The sequence below is a fragment of the Microcoleus sp. Pol12B5 genome, from assembly GCF_036701335.1.
Classification (GTDB): domain Bacteria; phylum Cyanobacteriota; class Cyanobacteriia; order Cyanobacteriales; family Microcoleaceae; genus Microcoleus.
This window is the reverse complement of record NZ_JAUBQQ010000069.1, coordinates 12,798-34,411: the sequence shown is the minus strand read 5'-3', so window position 1 is coordinate 34,411 and position 21,614 is coordinate 12,798. Positions and strand designations below refer to the sequence as shown.

Here is a 21,614-nt window from a genome sequence, read left to right as displayed (position 1 = left end):
CTTTTGTTACCTCTGTGGAAAAAATCCTGAAAGAATTTGGAGAAAACTATGTAATTAATTTTGTCTAGCTACTTATGCGTAGATATATAAAATCCTGAGTATTTTTACTTATAATAGTCTCTGCTGATTCACTTTTGTCCGCTGAAGCAGTAAACGCGGCCTCTTGGGCGGCTCGGAATTTGGGATTTAAGCTCTCCTCTACAGATGTGTAAAACCCGCTTTTTATAGGGCTGAAAAAAATATCGCAATTTTTCCGGATAAAACCTATTGATGATGAAAGTTAAACATCCCTATGTAAATAGGTCTAAGTAGGTGTAATTATTTACACTCAATATTTAATCGGGGGCAATAATACCTTCAGATGCTGATTGGGCAAGCATTTTTACTTGATTTACCTGCACGTATGAGGCAATTTTTCTTGCAGTGACAGATCGCTACAAGAAAGCCCAACCTCTGGTTTTCAGTCACTTCTAATCCTTAATTACTCATCATCAAAGGAGAATCTATGGCTACTTCATTCACTGGTTCTTTGGGTACAACCACTAATTACAGCAGCATCAGTGACCTAATTACACAATGGCCTACTGCCGCCAAGAATCAAGGCATCCAACTCTCTGGGATAGCTTTTGATGGCTTTGAAACGAACTACACTAACCCTATTCCCATCAGCAACCTCACGTTAGCAACGAACGAAACCCCTAAAAGCGGGTTGAGCTACGGCGGTATCGGTGGTATTGGTGTCCTAGGCTCTTATAGTGGTTGGTTTACCGATGTCAATAAATTGCGGGCGGAAATCAACTATGACCCCAACACCAATCAATCTCAAGCGCTGAAGGTGAAATGGGGAGATAACAAAGACATCACTAGCGCCACGATCAGCCTCAGTGGATTACTTCCCAAATCAACTTCTACAGTGAACGATCAAGGCAATGAAGTTGGTTTGCTGAAACTCTTTAATAATGGGACGGAGGTATCGGCCAGCAATTTTACGATCGCTCGCGTCACCCCTCCTACCACTCCAAAACTGATCGCTCAGTCTTCAGATGGAGTGACTTTCATTGGCGATCGTGACGATGGCAATTTCACATTCCAGATACAAGCAAATTCCACTAGCGTTGCTTTTGACGAACTGCGGTTCTCCGCCAAAGCCTACGATAGCCCCACCGCTGCCTACGCCACTACCACCTCCATCAAAAGCGATAGTTCCGACTACCTAGTGCGGAGTATTCAATATCAAGGCATTGATGTAACGCCAACTCCGACGCCAACGCCAACTCCGACGCCGACGCCTACGTCTCCAAGTCTCTTCCAGTTCGCCCAACCAAATTACACGGTGGCTGAAGGCGGCGTGGCTACGATTAACGTTACTCGCACCGGTGGCACGGAGGCTGGATCGATTAACTACTCTACTCTTGACGGTTCGGCAAGTTCAACAGGCAGTGCACCGGATTACACTGGAACGTCGGCGGGGGTGTTGAATTTTGCTGCGGGGCAAACTACCGCTAGTTTCACCGTGACGGCTTTGAGTGATTTGACATTGGAATCGCCGGAAACGGTGAATTTGGTGCTCTTCGGTGGCAATGTCGCCAGTAATCCGTCAATTTTGACAATTAATGATGTGGCGACAACTCCGGGGACAACTCCGGCGCCGACGCCTACGTCTCCAAGTCTCTTCCAGTTCGCCCAACCAAATTACACGGTGGCTGAAGGCGGCGTGGCTACGATTAACGTTACTCGCACCGGTGGCACGGAGGCTGGATCGATTAACTACTCTACTCTTGACGGTTCGGCAAGTTCAACAGGCAGTGCACCAGACTACACTGGAACGTCGGCGGGGGTGTTGAATTTTGCTGCGGGGCAAACTACCGCTAGTTTCACCGTGACGGCTTTGAGTGATTTGACATTGGAATCGCCGGAAACGGTGAATTTGGTGCTCTTCGGTGGCAATGTCGCCAGTAATCCGTCAATTTTGACAATTAATGATGTGGCGACAACTGGGACGACGCCGACGCCGACGCCAACTCCGACCCCAACTCCGGCGACAACTCCGGCGCCAATCACATATTTCTTCAGTGCGGCTAATTACAGCGTCAACGAGGGCAGCACTGCGCCGATTACCATCAATCGCAGTGGCAACGTTACGGCAGCGAGTGCGATTTTGTTCAGCACGGGTGACGGTAGTGCTAGTTCTCCAGCGGATTACAACAGTGTGACTCAAGGGGTCTTTTTTGCAGCCGGACAAACTAGCGCACAAGTTCCGGTTCAAACTTTATTTGACAATATCACGGGGGAGCCTACTGAAACGGTGAATTTGTTCTTGGCTGGTGGCAGTTTGGCTAGTCCGTCAGTGGCAGTTTTGAGCATTATCGATCCTAGTGCTGTGGCTCCGACTGTGTTCTCTTACGGTTCGTCTCCTGGTTCTGTTGCTGATGGTCAGTCTGGAACTTTTACAATTAATCGGACTGGCAATACTTCGGTTTCGGCTTCGGTGGACTATTTGATTGCTCCTCCTACGGGTTCTGGTCAACCTTTTAACTTCATAGACTACACCATTAATCCATTCAGGGATTTTACTGGAGGCACGGTTAACTTTAATCCCGGTCAAACTAGCGTTAGTCTGACGATTACCAATACTCCAGGTTTGACTGGTGGGAATGTGGGTTTAAGCTTTGGCCCAGGTGCGAATGTCGGCATTCCGGGATCCACTACAATTACTCTGCTTTAAGGCTGTTAGTAGGGCGAGTAATCCTTGCTCTACTAATATGTCTCGCAAGTAGTTAAATGCTTTTTATCAGTCTGATTCCTCACTACAGCTTTTTTCAAGAAAGCGAGGTACGCAGGTAAAATCTTCGCTGTGTGACAGTCGCTGGCACCGACAACTAATGGGATTCACCTACAGGGCTGATTGTGGGCTGCCTCGACCCGAATCCCATTGCTGGTAATAGTTTCGTCACCTTCAACCCATTTGCAAGTCTGGTCTGATAGCACCCTTTCAAGGTCGTACTCTTAGATGCTACGCGCATTATTCGAGTACGACCTTGAACCCTTGTATATGGAAATAATTAGATTGCAATTGGCTATTGGCTGGTGGTTTTTGACATTGTTGGTTTGTGGTAATTATTGTTGGTAAAACCCGTCGCTAAATTTATCGATTGGATATTATTGTTTTTTTTGCGCTTACCTACTTAATCATTAATTTGTTGATAAGCTTGCTGACACTGTTCAAAGGTTGAGGGGTCAGCTCTCCTATTCCTAAAATATAGTTGTTGATGTATTCTTATCAAAGTTTTTTAAGGCACTGGTTGGGGTAATTGCTGGATTAATTGCAAATATTCGCCATCAGTGGGGCTGGGTTGGTAAACTACGGTTCCCGCATCATTTAACCGCTGCAACAAAGCCATGTAAAGACAGCGGCAAACTTGGCGCTATTTGCCTTGTTGCTGCAATTTTTGCGATCGCAACAACCACTCTGCTACGGACAAATCGTTAATTGTTTGTTTCGTACTGCCATCAGTTGTTGGATTCCTCTTTTTGAAATTATGAATATAAAAACGTAACAGTTGCCAAATGTGCCAATTTGCCCAGACTGCGAGCAATGCTAAGATTAACCAAAAGCTGGGTTTAGCGATCGTCCCCAAGATGGGGGAATCAAACCAAGATGGCAATTTGACATTCGGTATATTTTGGGCAGTTTTTAGTTCCTACCACTCCTGCAATGGCTGTTGCGACTGTCCTAATTGCCAACCCAAATTAGTTTTATCAAAGGAACTTTCAGACATAGCTTTACTTCACTTAATCGATTTTGCCCTGTGGATTTGGGATTTTTTATTCGATCGTCTGACTGCACATTTTGTACAGCTTTTAAGTGGCTACTAACTAATTGACTGCTCGATCGCAATTTCCATGCAAAACTCAGTACCTCGATCGCCAAACCGATCGAACTCGGTTTCAATACCACACATATTTGCTTTTTGTCAAGATATCTATCTCAATTTTGGGATGCTTAACTGAGTGATAGGAAATTTGATAAAGATTTACAAAAGAAACGTGTCAGAATGGAAACAATAAGGTAATGGGTAACAGACAAGGAGGCACTGATGGTAGCGCTGACTGAACGAGTGCAACGCAGATTGACCGTGGAAAAAGTCGAAATTGCCTCTGATACAACGGCAATTCGATGCCTGGACTGGGATAGAGACCGCTTTGACATCGAATTCGGACTCAAAAACGGTACAACTTACAACTCATTCATCATTCGCGGTGAAAAAACAGCCCTCGTCGATACCTCGCACGAGAAGTTTCGCCAGCAATACATGGAAACTCTGACGGGCGAAATCGACCCCAAAGAGATTGACTATCTAATTATCAGCCACACCGAACCAGACCACAGCGGTTTAGTCAAAGACGTGCTGGCGCTGGCACCCCAAGCGATTGTCGTGGGGGCGAAAGTAGCAATTCAATTTTTAGAAAACCTTGTACACCAACCATTTGAGCGATTGGTAGTAAAAAACGGGGACAAACTAGATTTAGGAAACGGCCACATTATCGAATTCGTATCGGCGCCGAACTTGCACTGGCCCGATACTATTTTCAGCTACGACAGCAAAACTCAAGTGCTCTTCACCTGTGATGCTTTCGGGATGCACTACTGTACCGACAGCACCTTCGATGACGATTTAGCAGCAGTTGAGGAAGATTACCACTTTTATTATGAGTGCTTGATGGCTCCCAATGCTCGATCGGTACTCGCTGCCATGAAGCGGATGGCAGAGTTGGGAGAAATCGGTACAATTGCGACCGGTCACGGGCCCTTGCTGCGGCACAACGTAGTTGAACTAACCGGGCGCTACAAAAAGTGGAGCCAAGCCCAAGCTAAGGCAGAAACCACTGTAGCGGTATTTTACACTTCCGACTACGGATTTAGCGATCGACTCAGCCAAGCGATCGCCCACGGTATCACCAAAACCGGTGTCGCAGTGGAAATGATGGATTTGAGAATCGCCGACTTGCAAGAAGCCCGCGAACTTGTCGGTACCGCCGCCGGTATCGTGATTTGTTCGCCGCCGAGTAGCGGTACTGCTGCTGCGAATGCCGAAGCTGTTATCAACACAATTTTAGTTGCGGCTAACAACAAACAATCTTTCGGTTTGTGCGAATCCGGCGGTGGCGATGACGTATCTATTTACCCGCTGCGAAACAAGTTCAAAGAGTTGGGTTTAAAAGAAGCATTTCCCAACATTTTAATTAAAGAAACGCCGACAGAAGCGAGTTATCAACTTTGCGACGAAGCCGGCACCGACTTGGGACAGTGGCTGACGCGGGACAAGGCTGTCAAACAGATGAAATCCCTCGACAGCGACCTCGATAAAGCTTTGGGACGGATCAGCGGCGGACTGTACATCATCACCGCCCAAAAAGGCGATGTTAGCGGTGCGATGCTGGCTTCTTGGGTAACTCAAGCTAGCTTTAAACCGCTAGGTTTAACAATAGCAGTTGCGAAGGATCGGGCGATCGAATCTATGATGCACGCGGGAGATAAATTTGTTCTCAACGTGCTGGAAGAAGGCAATTATCAAACCTTGATGAGGCACTTTTTAAAGCGTTTTGCTCCTGGTGCCGATCGATTTGCCGGAGTTAAAACTCAACCAGCAACCAACGGTTCTCCCATTCTGACAGATGCTTTGGCTTACATGGAATGCGAAGTAGTCAGCCGGATGGAACTTTCGGATCATCATATCGTATATGCGATCGTCGATAGCGGCCGCGTCTCCAATCCAGATGCACTGCCTGCTGTTCACCACCGAAAAGTTGGAAATCATTATTAGGTAGGAAGTTGGGGTGCTTATGCGGCACCTTACCTACGCAAAAACTCTCAACGTAGGGTGGTTATGGCGAAGCTTACCTGCAGCTAAACTTACGGTTCGCCATAAGCCTTTTCTTACCTTTTGCATTTCCATCTTCACTTTTAGGAATTGCCAATGCCTGCCAATCTTTTAGAAGACCGAGATTACACAATTATTATTGCCAGAAGCGATGCCAGCAGAGACCCTCACCATCCTTGGTACGAGGATTGGGTAGAAGCACAGGCATCTCTGATCGACTTAGCAAAAAAATGTCAGGAATTTGACAGCGACGGCATCACCCTTTACGAAGCTTCTACTCCTATGTGGAAGTATAAAAATTCAAATGTTGCCCGGTTAGCTCAAATTTTGCAGCGACAAAATACGGAACCGGATTCAGAAAACCCGACTGCAATTAATTTGGAAGAAGCTCTGAAAGCAACTTTTAGTGATTATTTCGCAAGCAAACCAAATGCCAAAGGGAAGAACGGAGCAATAATTGTTGCAGTCCTAGATCAAAAACCAGAAAATACTGCTGCTGTTGCCGAAATTCTTGTAAGTGCGGCCAATACGATAGATAAAGATGAAGAAATTGGAGTGAGCTTTATCCAAATTGGGGATGATTTGACAACCAGGGAATTTCTGATTGACCTGGATACCAATCTACAGGATCGAGGTGCAAGGTTTGACATTGTAGATACCAAGTTTTGGCACGAAATCAAAAGAAGTTCTGTAGTTCAGTTTCTCATAGGTGCAATTAATGACTAACACTTTGACTCCTAGACTCGCATCCGATGCCAAACCCCGCGATGTGCAGTTTATCCCGATCGCACTCGATACTTTTATTGTGCGATCGCGCACTTGGGACAGACTCAAATTTGAAGTCGAGTATTCGCTGCAAAAGGGTACGACAGCCAACAGTTATATTATTCAAGCTGACAAAACTGCTTTGTTCGACCCGCCGGGGGAATCTTTTACTCAAAATTACCTGGAATTTTTGCAGCAACGGGTGGACTTGACCAAGCTGGATTACATAATTTTGGGTCATTTCAATGCTAACAGAGCAACCACAATTAAAGCTCTGTTAGACTTAGCTCCTCAAGTAGCTTTGGTTTGCACGAATCCCGCCGCAATTAGTTTACGAGCTGCTTTTCCCGACCAAGAATTAAACATTATGATAGTTCGGGGAGAAGAAACTCTTAATTTAGGAAAAGGTCACGCCTTAAAATTCATCGCGACTCCGACTCCTCGCTGGCCTGATGAACTTTGCACCTACGATCCGGAAACTCGAATCGTGTTCACTGACAAACTATTTGGAGCTCACGTTTGCGGCGACCAAGTATTCGATGAAGGCTGGAGCGTTTACAGCGAAGATCGGCGCTATTATTACGATTCCCTGCACGCATCTCAGGCAAAACAAGTGCTGGCGGCAATGGATAAATTCGCCGATTTACCCACAGCATTTTATGCTCCCGGTCACGGCCCGATCGTCCGTTACGGCCTTAATGAACTGAGCAATTTGTATCGGGAATGGAGCCAGCAACAAAATTCAAAAGACTTGACAGTTGCTTTGATTTATGCTTCGGCTTACGGAAATACGGCTACTTTAGCCCAGGCGATCGCCAAAGGAATTACTAAAGCCGGCGTTGCGGTGGAAAGTATCAACTGCGAATTTGCCGAACCGGGAGAAATTCAAGAGGCGATCGAAAAATGCGCGGGATTTATCATCGGAACTCCCACGCTAGCAGGACACGCTCCGACGCAAATTCAAACTGCTTTGGGAATAGTTTTATCTACCGCAACTAAGAGCAAATTAGCGGGGGTTTTCGGTTCTTTTGGCTGGAGTGGAGAGGCGATCGACTTAGTGGAAAACAAGCTAAAAGATGCTGGCTATCGAATTGGATTTGAGCCGATTCGAGCTAAATTTAAGCCGACGGCGGCGACAATTCACGAGTGCAAAGAAGCGGGAACGGATTTTGCTCAAGCTTTGATTCGATCGCAAAAATTGCGGGCGCCGAAACCGCAGTTAGCAGCGGGGAGCGATCGCACTGAACAAGCAGTAGGGAGATTGGTTGGTTCGCTGTGCGTACTCTCGGCGAAGCGGGGGGAGGTAGCCAGTGCGATGCTGGCTTCGTGGGTGTCGCAAGCAACGTTTAATCCGCCCGGTGTGACGATTGCGGTGGCGAAAGATCGATCGATCGAAGCTTTGATGTACGCCGGAGATAAATTTGTGCTCAATATCTTAGCAGAAGGGCGACAGTTGCGGAAGTATTTCATGAAAAACTTTGCTCCGGGAGAAGACAGATTTGCCGGAGTCGAAACAATGGAAGCTAGCAACGGCTGTCCGGTTTTGACTGAGGCTCTAGCTTATCTCGAATGCGAAGTGATAAGTCGGATGGAATGCGGGGATCACTGGGTAGTTTATGCGGCAATTGAAAACGGTCATTTGCTCAAGAATGACGGAGTGACAGCGGTGCACTACCGGAAATCTGGGAGTCATTATTAAGCTGCGGCTAGGACACGGCAATGCCGTGTCCCTACAAATATATCGAAGTTTTTATCTGCGTTCATCCGCGCTCATCTGCGGTTTAAATAAAACCGATTTACTTGTCCTCAGCAGTCTTTTCCGGCCACAGATAAATAGCGCCAGAAATCAAAGTTAAAGCTACAGAAACCCAAAAAGCAATTAATGTGGGAAAATTCCACGCTTCAGACAGAGGAGCAATTAAAAGTGCGATCGCCACAATCTGACTCACCGTCTTCAATTTGCCCCAAATATTAGCTCCCGAAATCGTAGTTTTATTAACACGCCACCCCGCAATTGTCAACTCCCGACCAAAAATCAAAAACACTCCCCAAGCCGGGATTTTCCCCAACTCAATCAATACCAAAAGCGGCGCGAGAACCAACAATTTATCCACCAAAGGATCGAGAAACTTTCCCAAATCTGTAATTTGATTCAGCTTCCTAGCCAAATAGCCGTCCAGCCAATCAGTAGCCGCAGCTACAACAAAAATTGCGGTGCAAATCCAGCGACTTTGCGCGCTTGGGTCGTACAAACCGTAGAGCAGAAAAGGCACTCCCAGCAAGCGAGAAAACGTAATCAAATTAGGCAAATTCATAATAGCAAGAAGTTCGGCAACGCGCAGTGTAAGGGATTTAACGGATGTAACAGATATCAGGAAGAAATCAGAAGTCGCTCCTGCAATTTATTAACTGCCGATCCAGTTCTATGATATAATCTCGGCCGTAAGATTGATTTTCTAATCCTTGTACCAGATTTTCTGGCAGGTCTTGGGCAATTTCACTGCTACAGGAACCAGCCGCTAAAGCAATAGTGGCTACTGTATCCACATCTCCAGAAAAGGCAATGCAATCTTGGAGCAGTTTGCTCATACTATCATTTCGCATGACAGCAGTAATAGCTGCTCTAACACAGACTAAACCTTTAACGCTGACTTGTCCTTGCCAAGGTATCGACCATTCACCAGCTACGTGCTTTTCTAGAAAATTTCCCAAATTCTTCTTTAAACCTAGCTGATAAATAAAGTAATGGGACATCAAAGCGGCCGCTATAGCTGCTTTAATTCCATCAGGAGTGTTGTGAGTAATTGCAGCTTGAATGGTAGCATTTTCGATGACTTTTTCAATAGTAGGAAAAACCCCAATGGGCCCGGCTCGCATCGCAGATCCGCTTTTATCGCTAGCGGAGTGAATTTTTTCTAAGAATTCTTTTCCGTCTTGAACTTGTAGCAAAAAATTGTAAAATTTACCAGCATAACCAAATCGCCGATCGCGCTGAAAAGCTGCAACAAATTTGCTGGCTAAAAGTTCCGGTGTCCAAGGTTCTCGGCTGACGATAGCTTCTGCGACGGCTAAACTCATCTGCGTATCGTCCGTGTAACATCCAGGCTGGATATCGTGACGGGGATGCTTGATGTAGCCGTTGAGATTGTTGTACAATTCGATCGTCTGCTGGTCAACAAATTCAAAACCCGCACCGTAAGCATCACCAATCGCTAATTCTATTAACATATATTTAATCCGTTTCCTACTATTTCATCCCCTGTTTTTTCCTAAAATTTAAAATCCAAAAACACCCCAAAACAGCAAGTCTATTAACACGCACCGTTTTTACTGAAGACAACCCAAATTGTTTGGCAAATCAGAGTGATGTCGTAGACAACAGACCACTTGCGCTGATAGTCGAGATCCATGAGTACAATCTCGTCAAAGTCTTTAACTCCAGACCGTCCGTTGACTTGCCACTCCCCAGTCATACCGGGTTTGACATTTAAACGTTGCCAGTGAAAATCGTCATAGGCAGCAACTTCATCGGGAGTGGGCGGTCGAGTTCCCACCAAACTCATGTCGCCGACTAACACGTTCCAGAATTGAGGCAACTCGTCCAAACTCGTGCACCGCAAGAAGCGGCCGACGCGGGTAATTCGCGGGTCATTTTCATTCTTAAAAATGTGACCCTTGGCTTGGTTCCTAACTAAATGTTTGAGGTTTTCTGCACCGACAACCATCGATCGAAATTTCCATATTCTGAAATGTCGCCCTTGGAAGCTGCAGCGGACTTGACTGTAAAGCAGCGGGCCCGGATTGTCCAACAGCATCGCCACTGCCACCGGCACCGCCACCGCAGCAGCAATTGCCAGTCCCAGCAGCGAGCCCAAAATATCGATTAACCGTTTTACCTTGCTCGTTACGGATCGGTGATGTTGTTGTTTTGATACAGAGACTTTGTAAGTAAATTCTTGAAAAAATAAGGACAGCATTTCTGATAATGATGATTTCGACGAGGCACCCATCGGAAATTTCATAGGATTTCTCTCAACTTTAACGATCTCTTACGTCTATTTTATGAGCCATCCCAAATCTGCGGAAGCTGAAATGCTCAGCTTTGCACAATCTTTAAAAACCAATCACACTTTTATAAAGTTTCTATGTATTTTTTATAAAAACGTATAAAGTTTATGTAAACTTACGTAAATTTACAGAAAAATGTTAGTCCTGGACGCAAAAAAACCTGGTTTCGACTAGGACTCTTCCCGAAAGACAGGGAGGATTCTACTGAGAAACCAGGTTTTTTGCCGTTTAGCGATAAATATCGGTGCGAACATCCCAAGCAAGTGTTAGCGGCTCTAACAATTTTTGCTGGCTGCTAGAGGCGAGTTTGGCTAAATATTCGCGGACAACAAAGGCGTGTTCGAGATTCAAACGATAACCCCGTGAGACATCTTCAAAGAAAAGCGGCTCAGCCAAAATTGCTTCCCAATCAGGATTTTGTCTCGACTCCTCGGCCAACAGCATGAAATCTTCCTCCGCAGGCACAAGTCCCGCCGGCAAATTTCCTTCCAAAATCCGCAAAATCCGGGGTTCGCAGGTGCGGGTATTCACGCCCTGACGTTCCAACAACTGCAAAATTTCCTGAAAGCTCAAAGTTTCCTCACCCAAAACCTGCATTAATTCCCACAGTAGAAAAAAGTCGCTGTACTGCTGCTGCGACACATCCAAAATGTGAGGATATAGAGCCAAACTCGCCAACCCGCAGGCAACTCGACCAAATTTTTGGGAAAAATTTGTACTTTGAGATACCGAATTTAATCCAGAATTGTCAATCTCAAAAATATCCCGATCGCCCTGCAATTCCTGGTCTTGAACCACGATCGCATTCGGCAGCTTCTGGCGCAACCAGCGGGTGATCGCAGGCCAAGCACCCATACCCCCCGCACAAATCGCCTGATTAATCCCCGCCGGCGACATTCCCGCGCGGCTGAGCAAAGCATTCAATTCACGGTTCAACTGCTGCACAAAAGGCACTAAAACCAGACTTTCCAAGTCTTTGCGATTCACATCCCAATGCTGCTGACCAATATCCAAAGCAAAACTTTTTTGATGTTGCAAAATAACTTTTATTTGCCTTGCCGCCTCTAACAATTGCAGGCCAAAAGCAGAACCTTGTAACCGCTGCTGCAATTGATAGCGGCTTGGCAAATCTGGATGCCCCGGACGTGGCAAATCGATCGACATTCCCCAAGTTTCATTTTTAACCAACAACTGACAGATAATATCCTGATCGAAAGCCTCGCCCGCAAAACCAAAACTCTGGCAAGTAAAATCAGCACGAGTTAAATCTTGAAGATTCGACGGCAACTCAACTAAAGCTAATTCCACCGTCGCCGCCCCCGCATTCAAAATCAAAGTTCCCCCGCTAAAAGACGAAGCATTCACTGTCAGCGGTGCAGCTTCTTCAGTGCCCTTAGCAGAATCCACGGCTGACGACTCGACTTCCATGCCATTTTTCACAGGAGTTACAGCAGCAAGCAAAGTGGCGATCGCATCTTCCACCACAAAAATTTGCGAACCAGAAGCCACCAGAGACGCGCCCAAAACAGCCTCCCGCAGATTAAACCGATAAACATCCGACCAGTCGGCCGGAGTCCCCAAAATTACACCCTGCAAGTCTAAAAGCGCGGCATCGAGAGTTTCTGGCGTCAGTCCCGAAGCCCTACAGATTAAATTGGAAACTGGCAATCCTGCAAAAATCGCCCTTGGTGCAGAATCCGAAACTTCCCCCGATCCGTCAAATTTTTGTCCCCGCAAACTCGGATTCAAAGTAGCCAGCAGTGCCCGCACACATTGCAGCGGCAAGGCGATCGAAAAAGCCTGCAAGGGCGACCACTGCAACAGCGGTTCGTACATCCCAGCAGCCTCCCGCTGATAAGGAATGCCCACCTTTAAAGGCAATTTAAAATTTTCCAGTAAAAATTCTCCTGCAGCCAAAGCCTGGGGTCGGAATCCCACCGACCTGACTGTCACCTCTGACCCTGAGCTCCCTGGGGCTGTTTGGGCCAGCACCGCAGCCGAGGGAATCCGATAACTGGCGTCTGCTGCCCAAGCCTCAGCCTGCGAAGCTTCCCAGTAAATCGGGTGCAACTGCCCGCTGGTACGATCGAGCAAAGCCGCAGACAGCCCACTGGAACCGAAATCAATGCCCAAATACCAGCTAGAATTCAGGCGTTCTGGGGATGGGGCGATCGCACCTGCTGCAGAATGCCCAGCCGAGTCTTGCTGCTGTGTTCCGGCAAACTCGCTAAAATCAGTCTTCCCCTCAACAACTGCTGCTTTACTCTCTGTCGAAATTAGGTTTTTTTTTTGACTTTCTGGAGGACTCGATCGCAGTTCGTTAGTTTCGGCAGTTTCTGGAGGGGGAGAATCAGTCAAAGGTCGATCGGTCTCGGTCAAACTAGCCAAAATCTCGTCTAGCGTCAAATTCGATTCGTCTTCCTCAGCAAACAAATCATCCTCAAGTTCATCTTCCAAAACAAAGGGTTCATCATCAGAGGAGAGTTCCAACACATCGGAGAACAAATCCTCCAGCGTGCCGAGTTCTTCCTCTGCTGCCTCCGCAAAGGGATTGTTTGCAATACCTTCGGGGGAACTCGCCGATAAATCCAAGCTGTTAGCGACTGAGAAATTCGATCGCCCGAAGCTAGTATTTTCCAATCCCTCCAGATTGTAGAGGTCTGCCTCCAAAAGTTCCAGAGTATTGTTGTCCAAATTGAGAGCTCGATCGAGGTCATCTTCTAATGCCTCGACCGGCAGCAAATCCTCATCCGGCGAAGCTTGGATGTACCCATCATCGAGCCGCTGCGAGGATGAGTCGAACTCGCCAGTTTGAACGTCACCGGCACTTGGCACAGCGGGGGTAGCGCTGGGTCGGTGAGGGCTAATTTCTCCAGGCGTTCTCAACGGCAAAGCTGTTGATTGAGGGACTGTAGCGCCGAACTGCTCGCCTTGGTTTTGACGCATTTCTAGATTTTCTCGATCGTCCCCGTCAAGTTGCACCTCAGCGGTTGAGGGTAGTGCTTCTGAAACTTGAGGTACTGTTGCCACTTGCGGTTCAAATAAATCTGCACTATCTAAAGTTAGAGACTCTACAGAATTCCCCATTACAAAGTCTGAATCTTCATCTACTAAAGTCTCTTCCAGGGATTCGCCTTCATCCAGCAGATTTATAAACAAATCTTCGGTTATTTTTAGCGATTCGGCAGTTTCCTGATCCGTCGTCGCTTGATATTCTAAACCTTCACTTTTGGTCTCAATTACATTATTTTCTACCGGAAAAATTTCGATTTCTAATTTTACTTCAGGAACCGCTTCTCCCGCAAACAAACTTGCATACAAATCCTCAATCTCTTCTTCGGTTTCTGTTAAATTGTTCTGCAATTCACCGCCAGTAAACCGAGTTGCATTTCGAGATATTTCGGCGGTAGAACCCAACAAATTATCTTCCAACTCCGGGAGCAAACCTGGGGCTTGAATGCGGTCACGATCGCGCCTCAACTGTCTGAATTGCGGAGAAATTTCTGTACCGGCGTAGGGAAATCTGTCTTGTTCTCCGAATTCGCCGGTGCGAATTTCCTGCACCGAGTCTCCCGTCTGACTCTCTGCGGCTGAGTGCTCGAACGCAGTATTTGAAGGGGCTGGAGCGACAGGAGATTTATCGGCTGCTGTTGGGGTGACGGTTTCGAGATTATTTGCTAAATCGATCGGCTGTTGAACGTAGGATGAAGCTTCTCGCCCCAACTGTGCAGCTAAGTGGTTGACCAAAGCCGCGAACATCGCCTCGCTCTGCTGGCTCAAACCGTACATATTTTCGAGTTCTTGTCTCAAGGAAGCTTGATAGCTTTGCAGATTTGCTTGCAAAGCCTCGAACACGATAGCCATCCTAGAATCGAGACTCATCAGCAGACTGTCAGCATGAGATTGGAAAAGTTGCATTTGCTCCAACCTCTGACCCGGCGTCAGCAGCGGGTGTTCTTCTGAGGTTTGTCGGTTAAGTGTTACGTCAATAGCCGATTGTTCATCAGGCGCACTGCCCAAAGAGTATGGTGCTGAGATGCTTTGCAATAACTGATTTTCTAGGGAACTGAGAATTTGGGAGAAATCGCTAGCCAAGGTTTCTTCCAAGCGACCAGTCAGTACCTGCAAGAATTCAGCAATAATTTGCTGTTGGTTGGCTTGTTGCTGAGCTAGGGATTGTTGCTGCTGCCGTTTTGCTTCTAGCTGTTTGATTTCTTGAATTAGAGCTTGCTGCTCTTGCCGCAAAGCTTCTATGTCTTCTTGGAGCGGCCCTGTCAGGTTGGAACGCAGGTTGCTGATTTCTCCGGTTACGGCAAGCATGATTTGCTCTGCTGCTGAGGGGCCAGGGGCGGGCAGAGGCACTTTGGGTACTGGAACTGGTTGCGGGCGGACATTTGGGCGGGTGGGGGCCTTTGGGGCCGTTAGCTTTGAGTCTGAGGAAACCAGATAAGCGCGAACTCGCTCTAAAAGTTGGCGCTGGTGGACAGTATCAAGAGAACCCGTCCAAGGCAATCGGGGTGCGGGCTTGCTGAGTACCTCGTCTATCTCAGCAATCAGTGCTTGAATTTTGTACTTCTGAGAATTCAAGGGCGGAACCTCTGGGAATGCGGCTTGGGGGAAACTTTACCGACAAAAGACGGAAGTCAGGTGGCAGCGATGCCAATAGATAGAATAATCTGAATGCGAGTCCGTCAATAATTTACTAATATTTTCTGACAACTGTTAATTAACCTTTTGCCTTCGGAGCGCTTCTATTGCCTATGATAGGTTAGTCGGTACTTCCGCACCAAATGCCCGCTTCTATCAATTCCAAGTGCTTTCAAATTCTGCGACTCAGGGGCGAGTTTCCCTGCCCGGAGGCTGATTCCTGCTCGGAATAGCTGCGAGCCCGACGAACTTTTGCCTTCACCTGCTTGAACGGCGGGCCGCACACTGTCACCGCGAGTTTCATGAGCATGGTGGCGCGCCAGTGTCTGTTCATTTTTCAGCGACTTGGAAAAAACCTCAAACAATTTGCGATTTGGGATACCGAGATTCGGGATTGTCCCCGTATACTGGATTTGAGTAACCTTTAATTATAGCCTATTATCTGTATTCATGGCTAGATACTAATGGTACAATAATCTTGGGGTAGCAGAAAAGTTTGCTGGGAAGTGGGTGGGTTTGGCTCGCCAAGAGCGCCGGTCTTTAGGCTCGCAATGGCTGTGGATTTTGCCGCTCGTGCTGACATTAGCCTGGTTCTAGGTAGTTTGGATTTGGGATCTGTCTACCGTGCTTGCAGGCTTGTACTCGTGGATTTTGCCTTCTCGACAGCAGGGCCGAGTGACAACAAATCTCTCAGCAGTGTTAAGCTTGTCTTCGCGAAGTGCTTTCAAAGGTAATTCGATCGGCTCAGTCGTTTGCCACATTGCTAAAATTTTGTTGATAAAATTTGCTCAGTGGTATATATCTAAAAAATTATGGTATATTCTTTAGTTTCTAGCTCCCAATCAGAGCTTGAGGCTATTAATTCCCATATTGAGCCTTTGACCGCAAAACTTTAGAGGTAAAATTGCCGATTTTAGATCCTTGATTTTAGCTCCTTGTTTCTCAAATCTTGAATCTCAAATCGAATGACTCGGCTGCAAGCTATTTGTAACTGCCCAGCGCAGCTCAAGCGCATAAATTAAAATGATGGCCTCATGGAAGACCGCTTTAACACCCGAGATCCGAATTCTAATATAAATCAATTGATAGTTTCTACTCCTTTTTTTGCAGGATTACCCGATCCTGTAATCGAGAGAGCAACTGTCCACATCGTTACCCGCAGTCATCCGTCAAATCAAGTGATTTTACTCGAAAATGACTGGGGAACATCAGTGTATTTTATATTGGATGGTTGGGTGAAAATTCGCACCTACAACCTAGACGGAAAAGAAGTAACACTGAATATTTTAGGGAAAGGAGAATTATTCGGGGAAATGGCCGCGATCGAAGAAGCACCGCGATCGACAGATGTGATCACCCTAGCCCCGACACTGATCGGCAATATGCCATCTCAGGATTTTGTGCAGCTTATTCATACCGAGCCGTTAGCAGGCATTCGGCTAGCTCAACTGATGGCCCGTCGCCTGCGACAAGTCAACCGCCGCCTGCGTTTGCGAGAGTCCGACAGTACCTCGCGAGTAGCAGATATTCTCTTATTTTTGGCAGAGGGGCAAGGCAAAAAAATCCTGGAAACAGGAGGTACAGAAATACCGAACCTGCCACACAGAGAATTAAGCAGCCTCAGCGGGCTGGCCCGCGAAACAGTAACGCGAGTGCTGAGCAAGCTGGAAAAAAAAGGAACTATTCAGCGCGAACGTGACGTTTTGTGCATTCCCGACCTGCACGCCTTAGAGCGTCTGTTAGTCTAGAAGTATCAGAGATTGCTAATTTGAATTAGATTCAAAAGCAATCTCTGTTAACTAACGGATATGAATGATTTCCCGCAGGAGGTAAAGCTGTGAGTTTTAAGAAAATTTTCGCCGCCTTAGATGATTCTGAACTGGGCCACCGGGTCTTCACTCAAGCTTTAGAATTAGCTCTGAACGATCGCGCCCAGGTAATGCTATTTAACTGCGTTACTGTCAGCACCATGGGGGAGACGGCAGTGCCAATTCCGGTAGATTTGGGCATGAATGTCGAGTTAATGGATCAAGCTTATCAAGCTCAACGTTTGCGACTCGAAAGGGAGGAAAAACAGGCTTCGGGTTTGCTGAAAAATTACTGCGACGCCGCAGCAAAACAAGGATTGCAGGTGGAATTTGACTGCAAAATGGACGGCGATCCGGGGCATTGTATCTGTAAATCCGCCGAAAATTGGGGCGCAGATTTAATAGTGTTGGGGAGGCGTGGCCGCACGGGGTTTACAGAAGCTTTCCTCGGCAGCGTCAGCAATTATGTCGTTCACCACGCATCTTGTTCGGTTTTGGTAATCCAGGAAGCCAAAATTGAAAAATAATGCTGCTGAAAATTTAGGCTGAGAAAACCCATCTAAAATAAGACTTGCGTTCCTACCTAAACCCGGTTTCTGGGAGCAATATTAAATTTGGCGGCGAGGCATCCAAACAGTGCAACCGGGAATCAGCCGTATGGGGCGCAAGTCCCGTAAAATCTAAAATCTAAAATCTAAAATCGGAAAATCGGGAATCAGCCGCATGGAGCGCAAGTCCCGTAAAATCTAAAATCTAAAATCTAAAATCTAAAATCGGATGAGTGATTTTTTGTCAGCAGATGCTGCGTCTAATTCGGGTAGTTTACCCAGTACAAATAACGAGTCGCAAACCGCCGATATTGCAGCCATGGCGGGCGATCGTACAAATCCCGATCTGGGGAAGCGCGTCTCTGGGGAAGCACCTTTAAGGCTGGTAGAAACGGCTTTTTTGGCAAGTACCGCTAGCTTAATTTGGCTGGTAAATTATTACTTTCCGCTGGGGCCTTTGCTGCGGGTTTTTTTTCCGATACCCATCGCCCTGGTTTACTTGCGCTGGGGCAACCGAGCAGCTTGGATGGCAGCTTTGGTATCGGGTTTGCTGCTGTCGGTACTGATGGGCCCGACGCGGAGCATTTTATACGTGATGCCTTTTGGAATTATGGGAGTTGCGCTGGGAGGACTTTGGAGGCGCAAAGCGAGTTGGTCACTCTCTGTTAGTGTGGGTGCAGTAATTGGTACTGTAGGCTTCTTTTTTCGGTTTTGGCTGCTGTCAGCGTTGGTGGGTCAAGATTTATGGGTTTACGTAACCGCCCAGGTAACAGAGATGGTGGAATGGGTGTTTGTGAAGCTGGGCTGGCTTAATGTACCGAGTTTGAACACCATTGGGGCGATCGCCGCCGGGATGATTTTGGTTAACAATATTGTTTATTTATTTGTAGTGCATTTAGTAGCTTTGCTGCTATTAGATCGTTTGGGAAATCCAATTCCGCGGCCACCAAGCTGGGTGCAAGTTTTGATCGATTATGAAGAGTAGTTATTGGGCATCGGGCATCGGGCATGGGGCATTGGGGCATTGCTAATTGCTACTAAATAAGTAATGACTAATGACTAATGAATAATGACTAATACATCTCTCCTGAAAAGCAAGTCTTGAACAGGCAAGATGCCTGTTCCACAATAATTATTGGAGAGGTCTAATGACTACTGACTAATGACTACTGACTAATGACTAATGACTAATGACTAATTTATGATTGGTATTTATACAGAAATTGAACAGGGCCAGCGGTGGCTTGATCGCTATCGGGGACGAAAACCGATATTTGCCTGCGTGCTAGGATTTACCGCTACTGGCTTAATTCCGGGGATTTCAGCAGCAGGCGCAACCCCGCACGATCGACAATTTACTTGTTTAGCCGATGCAGAATTTTTGTATAACGGCCCTCAACCGTCGCCCCAATATCCTTTGCCACCCCTAGAGGCGGGTGCATCACCGGTACTCATATCTCGCGCTGTAGTCGAAGCTTTGGAACTTCCGCTTTATCTATTTAATGCTGGTTTGCCCCTCCCACCTCCCGTACCTGCAATTGACTTGGGCGGCACTCCGGCAAAGTGTCTGATTTCGGGGAATGCTTTAGAACTAGAAACAGTCAAACATTTGCTCGAACAAGGATTAATTTGGGGAGCAAAATTGGCTGCTCAAACTAATGGCAGCTATTTAATTTTAGGGGAGTGCGTAGTTGGGGGAACGACTACTGCTTTGGGCGTGTTAATGGGTTTGGGTATTGCAGCGGCGGGCAAAGTTAATAGTTCTCATCCTCGCTGCAATCACGCTCAAAAATTGGCGGCGGTGACAGCGGGACTCAATAATGCTGAGTGGAAAATTGGCGGACAAAACAGCACTCCCCTAGAATTGGTAGCGGCGGTGGGCGATCCGATGCAAATAGCGGTGGCTGCAATGGCGATCGCCGCGAGTCAGACTTGCGGGGTGCTTCTGGCTGGGGGTACGCAAATGCTGGCAGTGTACGCTTTGATGCAAGCCTTAGCCCGTGAATATGCTCTAGTATGGCGTCCCAAACAAGTTGCGGTGGGGACTACGCGCTGGGTGGCCGAAGACCCTACAGGAGACACTGTAGGACTCGCTAATGAGATCGGCGGTGTACCTCTGTTGGCGGCGCAGCTAAGTTTTACTGGATCTCGCTACGCGCAACTGCAAGCTTACGATCGCGGCTATGTTAAGGAAGGTGTCGGTGCGGGAGCGTGTGCGATCGCCAGTGGGTTGACTGCAAATTGGACTCCAACTCAACTCCTCCACGCTGTTGAAGCTTTAGCCTCGCGCTGTGAGATTAAACATTAAGTAGATAGTTATAAGACAATACGGTTCAGTTAAGGAAAATTGTAGCGAAAATGTTGGGCGGAGTGAAACGGAGGGTTCGTTCCACGGGCCCAACCTACGCAGGATCTGTTTTTAGCACTAACCCAAGCGTATTGAGTTATAAGAATCGATGCCGGATTTGTGAACTTCTCTCTTTTTTCTCTTTCTTCTCTTTCTTCTATCTCTCTGCGTCCTCTGCGCCCTCTGCGGTTTGTCAAAAAAATCTTGTTCACCAAAGAAATAGCCTTCCTATTTCTACACAATATCTCGCTTTCATGCAGTATTCTTCCTGTTAATTCCCGACGCGAAAAACTCTCTGCAATAACTCTATAAGTAGACGAGCATAAATCAACGCAACTTGTATTTTTTTTTGATTAGTACCCAATCCCCGCTAGCAATATTTAATTAGGCCCGCCTAGATGTTGCGAGTGCATTCTTTTGGAGAGCAACTGTTCTTCCAAGGCGGCAATTCGATTGTAAGCTGCTGTTAGCTGAGCTGTTAAACGCTGGATTTGAATCTCTGCGCTCAGCTCTTTTTCCAAGCTTTGAGAATTCTTGTCGAAGTAGCTGTCATCTAACAGTATGTCCTTGTGTTCGAGGAGGCCGTCGAGACTGCTGTAGCTTTGATAGGGCGAGGTTTGGTTATTTCCTACCGTTCCAGAGCGATCGTTTCTCTGTTGCTGGGTCAGCTTCGTCTCCTTGGCAGACTCCAAGAGCTTTTCATTGAGGTTTTCTATGAGTTTGTAGAGGGCCTCGACTTGTTGGCTCAATACTGTAACTTGCTGGCGGAGCGCTTCCATACAATCATCCTTTGGCTCGTAACTTAATATCTTTACATTTTAGGTAAATCTTTAGATAACTTGGATTTATCACTAAATTATTTAATTTTTGACGTAATTGTTGTGTTCCCAATCCTGACGGTAGATTTAGGGAGGCAGCTTGAAGATAATCGCTCGCCATTCGTGAGTCGATTGTAGATTTTAGATTTTAGATTTTAGATAGTCTTGGACACAGGAACCGGGTGGGTTAACCCCCATACTTAGTTCAAACCTTCAATCAGAGCTAAAACGTCGGGTTTCTGAGAGTCGGATCGCAGAGCGTCCTATTAGATTGACTGCGCTCTCGCCAGTGCTTTCAGGATTCAGATGAATGAATTTTTAGTTTTTTTAGTTATTAAGCTGTCGCCGATTTAAAAATATTTTTTTACTTCGGTTGTGTGAAAAGCCTCATCCAACTGCAGATGGCAGCGCTCTCGTTGTTTCGTTATATTAAAAAATGTAACACAGATGCGGTCGATCGACCCGGCTGGCGAGCAAAACTGCCTCAAAGGAACTTGCAGCAGAGAAATTAGGCGTTAAGTTGAGGGAGTTTTCGGCATCGGAAAGCTCGATCGACAAGTTAGAAGGTAAAATCAGGGCAAGAGCCAAACAAACTCTCTTTGCAGCAGAACCGAGTACAATGGCTCTGTGTTTGAGGAAGAAATAAGACAAAATCGGCGCCAACTACCGGACTCGACAAACAATTATTTCCCGGGATGTAGAACACAAAACGATCGGTCAATATTTAGAAA

General features: G+C 46.8%; 17 protein-coding genes. 8 read left to right on the top strand and 9 right to left on the bottom strand.

Annotated elements, in window-relative coordinates; genetic code table 11:
- The first annotated feature begins 505 nt into the window (after positions 1 to 505).
- Positions 506 to 2,725: a Calx-beta domain-containing protein gene (locus QUA24_RS22450; RefSeq protein WP_333232197.1), complete on the top strand. Its 2,220-nt coding sequence runs from the start codon at positions 506 to 508 to the stop codon at positions 2,723 to 2,725.
- 700 nt (positions 2,726 to 3,425) lie between these two features.
- On the opposite strand, the gene QUA24_RS22445 is transcribed toward QUA24_RS22450, so the two are convergent.
- Positions 3,426 to 3,665 (bottom strand): hypothetical protein, encoded by a 240-nt coding sequence (locus tag QUA24_RS22445; protein ID WP_333232195.1) that lies wholly within the window; start codon positions 3,663 to 3,665, stop codon positions 3,426 to 3,428.
- A 432-nt stretch (positions 3,666 to 4,097) separates the two neighbouring features.
- Here QUA24_RS22445 and QUA24_RS22440 point away from each other — a divergent pair, with 432 nt between their 5' ends.
- The 3 genes from QUA24_RS22440 (at position 4,098) to QUA24_RS22430 (ending at position 8,346) form a co-directional block, all read left to right on the top strand.
- Positions 4,098 to 5,825 (top strand): diflavin flavoprotein, encoded by a 1,728-nt coding sequence (locus QUA24_RS22440; protein WP_333232193.1) that lies wholly within the window; start codon positions 4,098 to 4,100, stop codon positions 5,823 to 5,825.
- Positions 5,826 to 5,978: 153 nt separating this feature from the next.
- Complete coding sequence (locus QUA24_RS22435; RefSeq protein ID WP_333215228.1) at positions 5,979 to 6,608, top strand: hypothetical protein; 630 nt, start codon at positions 5,979 to 5,981, stop codon at positions 6,606 to 6,608.
- On the top strand, positions 6,601 to 8,346 hold the full coding sequence (locus tag QUA24_RS22430; RefSeq protein ID WP_333232191.1) for a diflavin flavoprotein: 1,746 nt from the start codon (positions 6,601 to 6,603) through the stop codon (positions 8,344 to 8,346). The genes QUA24_RS22435 and QUA24_RS22430 overlap by 8 nt, the downstream gene beginning before the upstream one ends.
- A 97-nt stretch (positions 8,347 to 8,443) precedes the next feature.
- Here QUA24_RS22430 and pgsA read toward each other — a convergent pair whose 3' ends face one another.
- The 6 genes from pgsA to QUA24_RS22400 form a co-directional block, all read right to left on the bottom strand.
- Positions 8,444 to 8,962, bottom strand: a complete 519-nt coding sequence (gene pgsA, locus QUA24_RS22425; protein ID WP_333161064.1) for a CDP-diacylglycerol--glycerol-3-phosphate 3-phosphatidyltransferase — start codon at positions 8,960 to 8,962, stop codon at positions 8,444 to 8,446.
- A 67-nt stretch (positions 8,963 to 9,029) separates the two neighbouring features.
- Positions 9,030 to 9,875, bottom strand: a complete 846-nt coding sequence (locus QUA24_RS22420; protein ID WP_333232189.1) for an ADP-ribosylglycohydrolase family protein — start codon at positions 9,873 to 9,875, stop codon at positions 9,030 to 9,032.
- Between the two features lie 83 nt (positions 9,876 to 9,958).
- Positions 9,959 to 10,669: a sugar transferase gene (locus QUA24_RS22415; RefSeq protein WP_333232187.1), complete on the bottom strand. Its 711-nt coding sequence runs from the start codon at positions 10,667 to 10,669 to the stop codon at positions 9,959 to 9,961.
- 274 nt (positions 10,670 to 10,943) lie between these two features.
- Positions 10,944 to 15,302, bottom strand: coding sequence for a hypothetical protein (locus tag QUA24_RS22410; protein ID WP_333232185.1), 4,359 nt, complete (start codon positions 15,300 to 15,302; stop codon positions 10,944 to 10,946).
- Positions 15,303 to 15,534: 232 nt separating this feature from the next.
- The gene (locus tag QUA24_RS22405) at positions 15,535 to 15,696 is read right to left on the bottom strand and encodes a hypothetical protein (protein WP_333149694.1); all 162 of its coding nucleotides are present in this window, start codon (positions 15,694 to 15,696) and stop codon (positions 15,535 to 15,537) included.
- 259 nt (positions 15,697 to 15,955) lie between these two features.
- Positions 15,956 to 16,123: a hypothetical protein gene (locus QUA24_RS22400; RefSeq protein WP_333232184.1), complete on the bottom strand. Its 168-nt coding sequence runs from the start codon at positions 16,121 to 16,123 to the stop codon at positions 15,956 to 15,958.
- Positions 16,124 to 16,396: 273 nt separating this feature from the next.
- Between QUA24_RS22400 and QUA24_RS22395 the strand changes: the two genes are divergently transcribed.
- The 4 genes from QUA24_RS22395 to cobT all read left to right on the top strand — a co-directional run bounded on the left by QUA24_RS22395 (position 16,397) and on the right by cobT (position 20,026).
- Positions 16,397 to 17,110, top strand: coding sequence for a Crp/Fnr family transcriptional regulator (locus tag QUA24_RS22395; protein ID WP_190663937.1), 714 nt, complete (start codon positions 16,397 to 16,399; stop codon positions 17,108 to 17,110).
- An 89-nt stretch (positions 17,111 to 17,199) separates the two neighbouring features.
- Entirely contained in the window at positions 17,200 to 17,697 is a 498-nt protein-coding gene (locus QUA24_RS22390) for a universal stress protein (RefSeq protein WP_333232182.1), read from the top strand.
- Between the two features lie 250 nt (positions 17,698 to 17,947).
- Entirely contained in the window at positions 17,948 to 18,703 is a 756-nt protein-coding gene (locus QUA24_RS22385; RefSeq protein WP_333232180.1) for a DUF2232 domain-containing protein, read from the top strand.
- A 216-nt stretch (positions 18,704 to 18,919) separates the two neighbouring features.
- Positions 18,920 to 20,026 (top strand): nicotinate mononucleotide-dependent phosphoribosyltransferase CobT, encoded by a 1,107-nt coding sequence (gene cobT / locus QUA24_RS22380; protein ID WP_333232178.1) that lies wholly within the window; start codon positions 18,920 to 18,922, stop codon positions 20,024 to 20,026.
- Between the two features lie 419 nt (positions 20,027 to 20,445).
- Here the strand turns inward: cobT and QUA24_RS22375 are convergent, their stop codons facing one another.
- Both QUA24_RS22375 and QUA24_RS22370 read right to left on the bottom strand, forming a co-directional pair.
- Positions 20,446 to 20,844, bottom strand: coding sequence for a hypothetical protein (locus QUA24_RS22375; protein ID WP_333213295.1), 399 nt, complete (start codon positions 20,842 to 20,844; stop codon positions 20,446 to 20,448).
- 468 nt (positions 20,845 to 21,312) lie between these two features.
- The gene (locus QUA24_RS22370; protein ID WP_333232177.1) at positions 21,313 to 21,546 is read right to left on the bottom strand and encodes a hypothetical protein; all 234 of its coding nucleotides are present in this window, start codon (positions 21,544 to 21,546) and stop codon (positions 21,313 to 21,315) included.
- Positions 21,547 to 21,614 lie beyond the last annotated feature (68 nt).